Raw genomic sequence first — 12,151 nt, 5'->3', positions numbered from 1 at the left:
CGACGAACAGCGACATGCTGAACGATGCCACCGGGCAGGAAGGCGATTGGCTCATCGCGCGGCAGCAGGACGCAGGTCGCGGGCGGCAGGGCCGCACCTGGGTGTCGGTCGACGGCAATTTTTTCGGCAGCACCATCGTCGACCTCAAGCCGGAAGATCCGCCGGCACAATCCTTATCGCTGGTCGCGGGGCTGGCGTTGATCGAAGCGATCGACATCGCCGTCCCCGGCCAGGCGCTGATGCTGAAATGGCCCAATGACGTGCTGCTCCTCGGCCGCAAGCTCGCCGGAATCCTGCTCGAACGGCAGGACGATCGGATCGCGGCCGGGTTCGGCGTCAATCTTGCGGGGCCGCCCAAGCTCGACGACCGGCAGGCGGCAGGCCTGAACGGGCAGATCGCGCCGGACGCGTTCGCGCCCCTGCTTGCCGCAAGCTTCGCGCGATTGATCAACCTGTGGCGGCGCAGCGACCTAGGCTTGCTCGTTCAGGCCTGGCTTGCGCGCGCCCATCCAATCGGCACTCGTCTCAAGGTGCACGCCAGCGCGGACTCGCTCGTCGCCGGACGGTTCGATGGCCTCGAACGCGACGGCGCCTTGCGCTTGCGCCGCGACGATGGCTCGCTCGAGCTCGTTCGCGCCGGCGACGTCGAGTTGTGATGCGGATGAACGAGGGCTAGGGGGCCGCATGCTGCTCGCCATCGACGCCGGCAATACCAATCTCGTCTTCGCTTTGGTCGACGGCGGTGAAATCCGCGCGCGCTGGCGCATCGCCACCGATCCGCGCCGAACCGCCGACGAATATTCGGTGTGGCTGCACCAATTGCTCGAACTTGAAGGCTTTTCGCGCGGCGACGTCGACGCGGTGATCATCGGCACGGTCGTGCCGCGTGCGCTCCACAATCTGCAGGTGCTTTCGTCCAAATATTTCGGCGCCGAAGCGCTGGTCGCGGGCGTGGGGGACGCGGCCTGGCCGATCAAGCTCGACGTCGATGAGCCGCACAATGTCGGCGCCGACCGCGCGCTTAACGCGATTGCCGCGCACGCCAAGCACGACGGCGAGCTGATCGTCATCGACTTCGGCACCGCGACCACGTTCGACGTGGTCGGAAGCGACGGCGCGTACCGCGGCGGGATCATCGCACCCGGCATCAACCTGTCGCTCGACGCGCTGGTCAGCGCGGCGGCCAAGTTGCCGCGCATCGCGATCGAAGCGCCCAAGGACGATATGAGCGTCATCGGCCGCACCACCGCCGATCAGATGCTGATCGGCATATATTGGGGCTATGTCGCCATGCTCGAAGGCCTCGTCGCGCGCATGAAGGCCGAACTCGGCGGACCGGTGAAGGTCATCGCCACCGGCGGCCTCGCTTTGCTGTTCGACAAGCATACCGACGCGTTCGACGCGATTGAGCCCGACCTTACCATACAGGGGTTGAGCCTGCTCTACGACAGGGTGCGCGGCGCAAGATGATTCCCGGTGAAGAACTGATTTTCCTCGCGCTCGGCGGGTCGGGCGAGATCGGCATGAACGTCAATCTCTACGGCTGTCGCGGCCAGTGGATCATGGTCGACCTCGGCCTGACCTTCGCCGATCCCGATTTCCCCGGCATCGACCTCATTCTGCCTGATCTGTCCTTCATCGAGGAGCAGCAGGAACGGCTCGCGGGCATTGTCCTGACCCACGGCCACGAGGATCATATCGGCGCGCTGCCCTATCTCGCCGAGGAGCTGAAGTCGCCGCTCTACGCGACGCCGTTCACCGCCGGTCTGATCGCCGGCAAGCTCGAGGAAGAGGGGCTGACCGGCCTCGTCAAGCTCAACAAGGTCGAGCGCGGCGGGACGATCGAGCTCGGGCCCTTCAAGGTCAGCTTCGTCGCGCTGTCGCACTCGATTCCTGAAGGCAATGGCGTGCTCATCGAAACGCCGTTCGGTAATATCTTCCACACCGGCGACTGGAAGATCGATGACACGCCCGTGATCGGCGAAGCGCCGAGCACCGAGGCGCTGACCGAAATCGGCGACCGCGGCGTCCTCGCGCTGGTGTGCGATTCGACCAACGTCTTTCAGGACAAGCCGTCCGGGTCGGAGGAGGGCGTTCACGAAGGTCTCCACGCCCAGGTCGCGAAGGCCAGCGGCCGCGTCCTCGTCACCACCTTTGCGTCCAATGCCGCGCGGTTGCAGACCATCGGCCGCGTCGCCACGGAAACCGGGCGGCGGGTATGCGTCGCGGGCCGTTCGCTCGACCGCATCCTGCGCGTCGCCCAGTCGACCGGCTATTTGCGCGATTTTCCCGCGCCCATCAGCTTCGACGAAGCCATGCGCCTACCCAAGCGCGAAGTGCTGATCATCGCCACCGGTGGGCAGGGCGAGCCGCGCGCCGCGCTCGGCCGCGTCGCGTCGGGCAATCACGAACTGAAGCTGGGCGCGGACGACACGGTCATCTTCTCGTCGCGGATCATCCCCGGCAACGAGGTCGCGATCGGGCGGATCATGAACCAGCTGTCCGACCTTGGCGTGAAGATCGTCACCGAAAAGCAGGCGCACGTCCACGTTTCGGGCCACCCCGGCCGCCCCGAGCTCGAGGCGATGTACGATTGGGTGCGGCCCGAGATCGTCATTCCCGTGCATGGCGAGGCGCGGCACATGGCCGAGCATGCGCGGGTGGCGCTGGCGCACGGCGTTCCCAAGGCGATCTACCAGGTCAATGGCGACATCATCCGCCTCGCGCCGGGTGAACCCAGGAAGATCGACGAGGCGCGCGTCGGGCAATTGGTGCTCGACGGCGACGTCATCCTTCCCGCCAACGGGCAGACGATCAACGAACGGCGCAAGATGGCGTTCGGCGGATTGATCTCGGTCACCGTCCCGGTGGGGCGGGGCGGCGCGCTGGCCGGAAGTCCCGCGGTACGGCCGTTCGGCGTCCCCGTTGAGCAGGATCGCGACGACTTCCTCGCCGACGCGACCGACGCTGCCGCGCGCGCCTGGAAGCCGGGCGGCGATGAAGAGAAATCGCGCGAGGCGGTGCGCCTGGCGGTGCGCCGCTGCGCGACCTTGTGGACCGGCAAGAAGCCGGTGGTCGACGTCGCTCTGCTCGCGGTCAACGATTAGGCGTCGCCATGCAGATCACGTCGATGATCGCCATCTATCTGCTGTTCTTCGCCGGCAGCACCTTCTTCCTGCTGCCCTTCGGCGTGCGCACGACCGAGGAAATCGGCGGCGAGCGAGTACCCGGCCAGGCCGAGAGCGCACCGCATCGCTTCGATTTGCCCCGCCACCTGCTCAAGGCGGCGCTGCTCGCCGCGCTTCTGTTCGGCCTCTACTACGTCAACTGGGTCAACGGCTGGATCACCGCCGAGGACCTCGATTTCTACAACTGAAAAATCCTCCCCGGGACGGGGAGGGGGACCATCCGAAGGATGGTGGAGGGGATCCCAGCTCAAAGCAGGGGGACGGACCTTAGCGCCGCCGCTCGATCGCCTGGCTCAGCGCCGCGTAAAGCTTGCCGACGTCGGACGACATCAACGTCACCGCAATCATCGATCCGTCGCGCTCCGCCATCACGCGGCGCAGCATTGCTTCGAAGTCGTGGACGTAGCGGTTGACCGACCGCTGGAATTCCAGGTCGGTTTCGTAATGTGCGCGCAGCGCCTTGGTCTCGCTCCCGCCCATCAGGCGCGCAGCGCGCGCGGTGAAGACGCCGCGATTGCCCTTGAGGTAGCTGTCCCAGGCGCGGTCGTCGATCTCGTCGGCCAGGATCTTGCCAACATCGATCGCCGCCGAATGCATCGAATCGATCAGCAGCGACACGCGCCGGGCGAAAGCCTCGCTGTCCTTCTCGCGCTGCTCGCTGCTGGTCTGCTCCATATGCTGCTCGAGCGCGACGGCGCTCTGGCCAAGCGTCAGCATTTGCTGCGTCAGCCGGTCCGACGCGGTCCGCGCGGCCTCGACCGCGCGCGCGGCGACGGTCTCGACCTCGCGCAGCCGCTCCTCGATGCTCTCCCGGATCACGCCTTCCAGCGCCGCGCGAGTCTCGTTCGACAGCTTGCCCGCGCTTTCCGGGATGACGTTGTGGATCGCCTCGCGCGCACGTTCGGCGGCGTGCGCCGCGGCGTCCTTGACCTGGACCAGGGCCGCGACGAGCGCCGGCCCGGTTTCCGCGCTGAGGCTCGCCGCCTCCGCCTGCGCCGCGACGATTGCCGCCGACAGTCCGGCGAGCTTCTGCTCGGCGCCAAGCACGCCGTCATCGACACTGGCAAGCAACGCTGCCAGCCGATCCTGCTGTTCGGAAATCTGCCCGGCCGAAGCTGCAATGCGATCGCTGGCTTCGACCGCCGCGTCGCGCATCCAGGCGATTTCGGGCTTGGCGGCCTTGGCCGATTCGACCAGCCGGTCGGTGCCGCCCTGCGCTTCGCCAATCGCGGTGCCGACACCGTCGCGGATGTCGGTAGCAAGCCGGTCGATGCTTTCGCGCAGCGCGCCTGTGCGGTCGGTGAGCGATCCGATCGCTTCGTCCTGCGTTCCCGCTTGCGCCGCCAGCGTATCGAGCTCGGTGCGTGCGCGGGTGAGCGAATCGAGGAAACGGTTGGCGCGCTCGTCGCCATGCGTCGCGAGCTCGGAGAAGCGTTCGTCGATCAGTGCGAGGCCGCGGTCGATCTCGGTGATCATCCGCTGCGATGCGCGTTCCTGCTCGGCGATCCGGCCCGACAGGTCGGCGAGCGCGGCATTGGCGTGATCGACGTTGCTGGACAATGTTTCCGACGCCTCGGCGCCGGCCTTGCCGAGCCCCGCCGACGATTGCGCAACCAGCGCCGCGACCGCCGCCGACTGGATATCGATGCCAGAGCGGATTTCGCTCAGCGTTAACGACGTGCGCTCAAGCAGCGCATCGAGCACGCCCGAGAAGCCCGCCTCGGCCTCGTTGACCCGCATCGCCGCCGACGCGCCCGCCGTGTCGATCTCCGCGAGTCGCGCGGCGAGGCGCTGGCTGATGCCGTCGAGAACCTGGTCGGCGTTCTGCGCCCGCGCGGTCAGGTCATCGACCGTCGCCCCCAGTTGCTGCGTCTTGGCGAGGCTCTCGCTGCCCGCGGTCCGCAGCTGCTCCGCAACCGCACGCGCGCTGGCTTCGGCGCGCGGCAAGTCATCGAGCAGCACGGCAATGTCGGTTCGCGCGGAGTCCGCGGCGCGGTCGAGGGCCTGGCCATGCTGCATCAGCCGCTCGCTGCTGCTGTCGAATTCGCGCGTCAGCCCGCTCAGCTTGCCCGTCGCGTCGTCGCCCAGCTGCATCAGATGCTGGGTGATCATCGACAATTCGCTGCGGCTGTCCTGGATGCGCTGCGTCAGCACTTGCAGCAGCGCCTCAAGCGAGCGCGCTTCGCTGCGCATCGTGACGACCGAGCGCGTGAAATGCTCGGCTTCCTTGCGCCGCGTGCGCCCGAACATGATCCACAGCAGTCCGAGCAGCGCCAGCGGCCCCGTGGCGACCGCGACCCATTGCGCGAATGCCGGGGAGGAGAGCGGCTGCCCGGCCAGCGCACCGCCCGCCGACCAGGCGGTATAAGCGATCCACAGCACCGCAAGCACCGCCAGCGCCGTCCCCAGCACCTGCCGCCCACCGGCGCCGCGCACCTCCTGCTGGCTTTCCGCCCAAACATGCTGGTCGAAACCCGGGGCGATATCGCCGGCGTTGAGTTCGAGGGGCTCGGGCGCGTCGTAGGACGACGGCTCGGCTTCGGCGCGCTTTGCGAAGGGGTTCATGGCAATGGTGAGTTTACCATCTTTGTTCGCGGGCGAAAGCGATTAGAGAGGGTCGGATCAATAAGGGTGGGGATTAAGGGACGTGGCGCTCGGCGCGCTGATCGGCGCCTATCAGGAAGACGATTCGGGCGGCCTTCGCGCCTTGCTCCCGCTCGCCGGCCGAACCTTGCTCGAATATCAGGTGCGCTGCGTCGCGGCCGCCGGCGCAGCGCCGGTGGTCGTCGTCGTCGAGCGCGTGCCCGCAGCGCTTCAGGACGCGTTCGAACGGCTGCGCCTTGATGGCATCGGCGTGTTCCCGGTCAGCGACGTGCACGAAGCCGTCACGCGGTTCGAGGCCGGCTCGTCGATCCTGCTGCTTGGCGACGGCATCGCTCCGCCAGCCGAGCTGGTCGGGCGCCTTGCCGAGGATGGCGAGCCGGTGGTCGCCACCTTGCCCGATGATGCGGCGCATCAGGCGTTCGAGCGGATCGACGGCGAATCGCGCTGGGCGGGCGTGGCCGTGATCGAATCGCGCGTGCTCGGCTCGACCGCCGCAATGCTCGGCGACTGGGACCTGCAATCCACGCTCCTTCGCCGAACGCTCCAGGAAGGCGCGCTTCGCCTGCCGATCGCGACCGGCGCCGGGGAGCCGCTGCTGGTCGAGCAGGCGGAGCAGCTCGATCATTTCCAGCAATCGCTTGTCGCCGCGTCGCGTGGCACGCGGTCGGATTGGGCGAGCCGCTTCGTCCTGCCGCCGATCGAAGAATTGGCGACCCTGCAACTCCTCGAAACCAATGTTCGGCCGGTTTGGTTGATGTGGGCGGCGCTCGGCCTGACCCTCGGCGGGGCAACCGCGTTCGCCTACGGCTGGCTGGCTACGGGACTTGCCTTACTCGTCCTGTCGACGCCGCTCGACATCATCGCGCGCCGTCTCGCCGCGATTCGCCTGCGGCCCCTGCCGGCGCGGATGTGGACGCGACGTTTGCTTTGGCCGGCCGCCGGACTCGCCTTGCTCGCGCTGGCCTGGTGGGACTGGCGCTTCGGCGCTGGGTGGGGCTCCCTCGTCAGCGCTTTGACCGCCATCGCGTTCGCCGAAGCGATGCGGCTTGAGCGCGGCGGCTTGGGGGTTCCGGGTGAAATTTGGCTGCTGTCGCGACGCAATGCGATTCTGGCCGCTGTCCCATTTGGGATCTTCGGCGCCTGGACGGGCCTGCTCGTCGCCCTCCTGCTCTACGCCTCGGCCTCGTTCTTTTATGTCCAGCACGCACGTCACCTCGGCCCCGAGTTGACGCGAAGTTAACCCAGATCGGATAACGCCCTTCGCATGTTGCCGGAGGAATGGCCGATTGCTGCTGGAGCAGCCGAGCATCACGCGCCCGCGCGCCAGGCGGGCGGCGGGCGCTTGAACACGGTCCGCGCCGACTTCTTTCTCAATCCCGCCAACCGCCTGACCGAGCAGGAGCGCGCGCTGATGACCGCGATGCTCCACTGCCTGGTGGGGGACATCGCGGACGAAGTTCGGGCCGCGCTTCCGCCCGGCACCGCGGCTGCCAACGATGACAGCAATCTCGCTCTGGTCGAAACGCTGTCGGCGGCCGGGCTGCTCGATCGGCCAATGCTGGTGCGCCTGCTGCTCCGCCGAGCCGACGAGCAGCGCATCACCACCGCCGCCAATGCCCGCAGCGGCCGGCGTGAAGCGCGCGCCATCCAGGGTCTTGTCAGCCATGCCGATGGGGCAGTTGCGGCGGCGGCGATGGCCCTGATTCTGGCGCGCGGCCGCCGCAACGACCGTTTCGGCCAATGCCTGCTCCACTTCGACGACCTTGCCGCCGAAGATGCCCGTGCCCTTGTCCACATGTTGTGCGCCGCGATTCGCGGTCAGCTGCTCGCGGTGCTCGGCTCGGCAGAGACCGATCGCTTGCTGGCGCACGCTGCGGAGCGTGTCCTTGCCAGCCACGACGGGGGAAATGGGATCGAGGCGCTAACCGCCAAGCTCGTCCGACTGCTCGACGAGGAAGGCGACCTGGGGGACGATTTGCTGGTTGCAGCCGCGCTCGAAGGGGAAATGACCTTCGTCGCGCAAGCCGTTGCTCGCCGGTCGGGTGTACGCCCCGGCCTGGCGCTCGACGAACTTCTGTGCGGCGAGGAACGGCGGGCGATGGCCGTGCTTCGTACGGCAGGCGTCCCGCGACCCTTCACTGCGCGGATGCTTGCCGGCATCGGCGACCTCCTTGGCATCCCCGACCCGGGCCGAGCGATCGACGCCTACGACAAGCTGACCGATGCCGAGGTCGAGGATGCGCGGACCTGGCTCACCACGGACCCGGATTACCGCATGGCCGTGACGCAACTGGAATTCGGGCGTGGCCAGCGCACCCTCTGAACCACGCGCTGTCCGCGGCCGCATCGACAAGGCAGGACGCCTTGTCGAAGCCGAGCCCGACCTGGAGGCGCTGCAGCGGGATGCGGGTTCCGCGCTCGGCAAGCGTCTCGCCGTGCCGCAAATCGCTGCGGTGGCGCAGCTGGCGCGAAAGCTGGGCATTGCCGTGTCACGCCATGCAAGCGCCGCGGCCGCAGACCATGATGTCGAACTCCGGATCCATGCGACCCCGGACGGGGACGATGTCCTGCTGTCGATCGATGGCTGGGAACGGCGCCCGGCCGCTGCCCCCAGGCTGGCCAATCTGCTCGGCGGCCCGCGCGAGGCCGAAGCGTCGCAGCCGCGTCACGAATGGGCGGCGGACGAGGAATTGCGCGTCATTTCACTCTCGCCCGAGCTGGCGGACTATCTCGGCGTCGACCCTGCCGATGCGGCCGGGCAGCCGCTGACGCGGGTCGTGCGCATGGATGAGGATGAAGACGGCGAAATGCCGTTGATTGCGTCGCTCGCCGCGCGGCGGCCGTTCACCGGGCAGCCTGCGCGCAGCCGCGCCGATGACAGTCGTACGGTGCTTCTCAGCGGCGACGTCGTCAGCGGTGCGGACGGCAATTTCGCTGGTTTTCAAGGCACCGCCGACCTTGGCGCAACCGCCGCGCCGGACGCGACCCAGGCCCGGACCGCCGCCTTCGACCATGCCCTTGACGAGGCCTTGCGCTCCCCACTCGACCGGATCATCGAAAGCGCCGAGCGCATTCTCGACCGCTCCGATGGACCGCTGCGGAGCGATTATGCCAGTTACGGCAGCGACATTGCCGCCGCGGCACGCCACCTCCTGTCCGTCGTTCAATCGATGAGCGACGACCCGACGCAGGGGCAGGTCATCGATCTTGCCGCGCTGGCCGCCGAGGCGGTGGTGATGGTGGAGCCCGCGGCGGAAGAGCGGAACATCACCATCGTACTCGAATCGGCGCGTTCGCTGCCCGCCAGCGGAGAGGAGCGGGCGGTGATCCAGATCCTCGTCAACCTGATGAACAATGCGGTGCGCCATTCGCCCGAGGGCGGGGAAGTCACGTTGACCTTCGTGCGGACCGAAGGCACCGCCTCATTGACGGTCACCGACCAGGGCGCGGGGATCGATGCCGCGGACCAGCAGCGCATCTTCGAACGCTTCGAACGCGCCGATCCGCGCGAAGGCGGCACCGGGCTCGGACTCGCGATTTCGCGGCGGCTAGCGCGGTCGATGGGCGGTGATGTGACGCTGGAAAGCGCGCCGGGCATTGGGGCGCGGTTCACGCTGACGCTCCCGGCAAGTTGACCGCTCCGGGGCCACCGTAGCGAGGGATATCCTACCGCTGCCCCACCGGCACATAATCCCGAGCCGCTTCGCCGACATAAAGCTGCCGCGGCCGCCCGATCTTCTGCTCGGGATCGGCGATCATTTCGTTCCACTGCGCGACCCAGCCCGTCGTCCGCGCGAGCGCGAACAATGAGGTGAACATCTCGGTCGGGAAACCGATCGCGTTCAGGATCACGCCCGAATAGAAATCGACATTCGGGTACAGCTTCTTCTCGATGAAATAGCTGTCGTTGAGCGCGATCTGCTCAAGCTCCTTGGCGACATCGAGCACCGGGTCGGATTTGCCGAGTTCCTTCAGCACCTCGTCAGCGGTCTTCTTCATGACCTTCGCGCGCGGGTCGAAATTCTTGTACACGCGGTGGCCGAAGCCCATCAGCCGGAAGGGATCGTCCTTGTCCTTGGCGCGGGCGATATATTCGGGGATGCGCTTGGGCTCGCCGATCTCTCGCAGCATGTTGAGCGCGGCCTCGTTGGCGCCGCCATGCGCCGGCCCCCACAGGCAGGCGATGCCGGCCGCGATGCAGGCGAACGGGTTCGCCCCCGACGAACCGGCCAGGCGAACGGTCGAGGTCGACGCATTCTGCTCATGGTCGGCATGGAGGATGAAGATGCGCCGCATCGCATTTTCGATGACCGGGTTCACTTCATAGGGCTCGGCCGGAACGCCGAAGGTCATGCGCAGGAAATTGCCCGTGTAGGTCAGGCTGTTGTCCGGATACATGAACGGCTGGCCGATCGAATATTTGTAAGCCATCGCCGCGATCGTCGGCATCTTGGCGATCAGCCGGTGCGACGCGATCATGCGCTGCTCGGGATCGGTGATGTCGGTGCTGTCGTGATAAAAGGCCGACAGCGCGCCGACGACGCCGCACATGATCGCCATCGGATGCGCATCGCGCCGGAACCCGCGGAAAAAGGTCGCGAGCTGCTCGTGCAGCATGGTGTGGCGGCTGATCGTGTAGGTGAACTTGTCGAGCTCGGCCTGCTTGGGCAGCTCGCCGTGCATCAGCAGGTACGCGACCTCCATGAAGGTCGACTTCTCGGCCAGCTGGTCGATCGGATAGCCGCGATGGAGCAGGATGCCTTTTTCACCGTCGATATAGGTGATCGCGCTCTGGCAAGCCGCGGTGCTGGTGAAGCCGGGGTCGTAGGTGAACACGTCCGCCTGGCCGTAGAGCTTGCGGATGTCGACCACGTCGGGGCCGACCGAGCCTTCGAGCACGGGCAGTTGGTAATCGGTCCCCGCGATTGCCAGTTTGGCACTCTGTTCGGTCATTCAGTCGGCTCCAACATTTGATCTTGTATGCGCGCCAGGCTCTCGCTCTTGCCGAGCAAGACCAGCACGTCAAAAATCCCCGGGGAGGTCGTTCGCCCGGTGAGCGCGGCGCGCAGCGGCTGGGCGAGCTTGCCCAATTTCACGCCTTGCGCCTCGGCTACCTTGCGGATCGCCTGCTCCGCCGCGTCATGCGTCCATTCGTTCAGCGATTCCAGTTCTTTGTGCGCTGCAGCAAGCAACGGACGCGCCTCGTCGGTCAATAGGGCATGCGCGGCGTCATCCACGTCGAGCGGCCGCTTGGCAAACAGGAAGCGGGCGCCCTCGGCAAGCTGGCCCAGGTCGTGCGCGCGCGCTTTCAATTCGGGCATCGCTCGAACCAGCAAATCGCGTTCCTCGCCCTGAAGGTTGAGCTTCGGCGCAACAAGGTCGGCCAGGCGGGCATCGTCGCTTTCGCGGATGTAATGGCCGTTCAAATTCTCCAGCTTCTTGAAGTCGAAACGCGAGGGCGACTTGCCGACATGGTCGAGGTCGAACCATGCGATCGCTTGTTCCCGGCTGATGATCTCGTCGTCACCATGTCCCCAGCCCAGCCTGAGCAGGTAGTTCGACACCGCCTCGGGCAGCAGGCCGAGCTCGTCGCGATAGGCATCGACGCCGAGCGCGCCGTGGCGCTTGCTCAGCTTGGCGCCGTCGGGCCCGTGGATCAGCGGGACATGGGCATAGACCGGCTCGGGCCATCCCATCGCGCGGATGATCGCCAGCTGGCGAAACGCATTGTTGAGGTGGTCGTCGCCGCGGATGATGTGGGTCACGCCCATGTCATGGTCGTCGACGACCACCGCCAGCATGTAGGTCGGCGTCCCGTCCGACCGGAGCAGGATGAAATCGTCCAGCTCGGCATTCTGGACGGTGACCTTCCCCTGGACGCGGTCGTCGATGCTTGTCTCGCCCTCGCGCGGCGCCTTGATACGGATGACCGCCGGCCCTTCGCCTTCCTTGTCGCTGTCGCGCCAGGGGCTATTGATCCGGAACGGCTTGCGGTCGCGCTGCGCGGCTTCGCGCTGCGCCGCCAGCTCCTCCTGCGTCATCCAGCAGCGATAGGCGTGGCCGCGTTCCAGCAGCTTGTGCGCCACTTCGGCATGGCGCGCCCAGAATTGCGACTGATAATATTCGTGCCCGTCCCAATCGAGGCCGAGCCAGCGCATCCCGTCGAGGATCGCGGCGATCGCCTCGTCGGTCGATCGCGCCTTGTCGGTATCCTCGATGCGCAGCAGGAACTTGCCGCCGTGATGGCGCGCGAACAGCCAGTTGAACAAGGCCGTGCGCGCGCCGCCGATGTGAAGAAAACCCGTCGGGGAAGGGGCAAATCGCGTGACGACGGAATGGCTTGCGCTCAAGCGCTAATT

The 12,151-nt window shown here is 66.9% G+C and carries 10 protein-coding genes; 7 read left to right on the top strand and 3 right to left on the bottom strand.

Annotated features, from left to right (window positions below):
- The first annotated feature begins 14 nt into the window (after nucleotides 1-14).
- From H9L13_RS08740 to H9L13_RS08725, 4 genes are read left to right on the top strand one after another with little or no spacing between them, the layout of a single operon-like run.
- Nucleotides 15-656, top strand: a complete 642-nt coding sequence (locus H9L13_RS08740) for a biotin--[acetyl-CoA-carboxylase] ligase (RefSeq protein ID WP_187537353.1) — start codon at nucleotides 15-17, stop codon at nucleotides 654-656.
- Between the two features lie 28 nt (nucleotides 657-684).
- On the top strand, nucleotides 685-1,470 hold the full coding sequence (locus H9L13_RS08735; protein WP_187537352.1) for a type III pantothenate kinase: 786 nt from the start codon (nucleotides 685-687) through the stop codon (nucleotides 1,468-1,470).
- Nucleotides 1,467-3,107 (top strand): ribonuclease J, encoded by a 1,641-nt coding sequence (locus H9L13_RS08730; protein WP_187537351.1) that lies wholly within the window; start codon nucleotides 1,467-1,469, stop codon nucleotides 3,105-3,107. Before H9L13_RS08735 ends, H9L13_RS08730 begins: the two co-directional genes overlap by 4 nt.
- An 8-nt stretch (nucleotides 3,108-3,115) precedes the next feature.
- Complete coding sequence (locus tag H9L13_RS08725) at nucleotides 3,116-3,376, top strand: DUF1467 family protein (protein ID WP_187537350.1); 261 nt, start codon at nucleotides 3,116-3,118, stop codon at nucleotides 3,374-3,376.
- A gap of 79 nt (nucleotides 3,377-3,455) precedes the next feature.
- Here H9L13_RS08725 and H9L13_RS08720 read toward each other — a convergent pair whose 3' ends face one another.
- Nucleotides 3,456-5,753: a coiled-coil domain-containing protein gene (locus tag H9L13_RS08720; protein ID WP_187537349.1), complete on the bottom strand. Its 2,298-nt coding sequence runs from the start codon at nucleotides 5,751-5,753 to the stop codon at nucleotides 3,456-3,458.
- 82 nt (nucleotides 5,754-5,835) lie between these two features.
- Here H9L13_RS08720 and H9L13_RS08715 point away from each other — a divergent pair, with 82 nt between their 5' ends.
- The 3 genes from H9L13_RS08715 to H9L13_RS08705 are packed head-to-tail and all read left to right on the top strand — an operon-like array spanning nucleotide 5,836 to nucleotide 9,427.
- Entirely contained in the window at nucleotides 5,836-7,032 is a 1,197-nt protein-coding gene (locus H9L13_RS08715; protein WP_187537348.1) for an NTP transferase domain-containing protein, read from the top strand.
- A gap of 24 nt (nucleotides 7,033-7,056) precedes the next feature.
- Nucleotides 7,057-8,115 (top strand): DUF2336 domain-containing protein, encoded by a 1,059-nt coding sequence (locus H9L13_RS08710; RefSeq protein ID WP_187537347.1) that lies wholly within the window; start codon nucleotides 7,057-7,059, stop codon nucleotides 8,113-8,115.
- A complete protein-coding gene (locus H9L13_RS08705; RefSeq protein ID WP_187537346.1) occupies nucleotides 8,096-9,427 on the top strand; it encodes a sensor histidine kinase in 1,332 nt (443 codons plus the stop codon). Before H9L13_RS08710 ends, H9L13_RS08705 begins: the two co-directional genes overlap by 20 nt.
- A gap of 31 nt (nucleotides 9,428-9,458) precedes the next feature.
- Here the strand turns inward: H9L13_RS08705 and H9L13_RS08700 are convergent, their stop codons facing one another.
- Nucleotides 9,459-10,745, bottom strand: a complete 1,287-nt coding sequence (locus H9L13_RS08700) for a citrate synthase (RefSeq protein ID WP_187537345.1) — start codon at nucleotides 10,743-10,745, stop codon at nucleotides 9,459-9,461.
- On the bottom strand, nucleotides 10,742-12,142 hold the full coding sequence (gltX, locus tag H9L13_RS08695) for a glutamate--tRNA ligase (protein WP_187537344.1): 1,401 nt from the start codon (nucleotides 12,140-12,142) through the stop codon (nucleotides 10,742-10,744). Before gltX ends, H9L13_RS08700 begins: the two co-directional genes overlap by 4 nt.
- Between the last annotated feature and the right edge of the window lie 9 nt (nucleotides 12,143-12,151).

The sequence above is a fragment of the Sphingomonas lutea genome (assembly GCF_014396785.1).
GTDB lineage: Bacteria > Pseudomonadota > Alphaproteobacteria > Sphingomonadales > Sphingomonadaceae > Sphingomicrobium > Sphingomicrobium luteum.
This window is presented reverse-complemented; position numbering and strand designations above follow the sequence as displayed.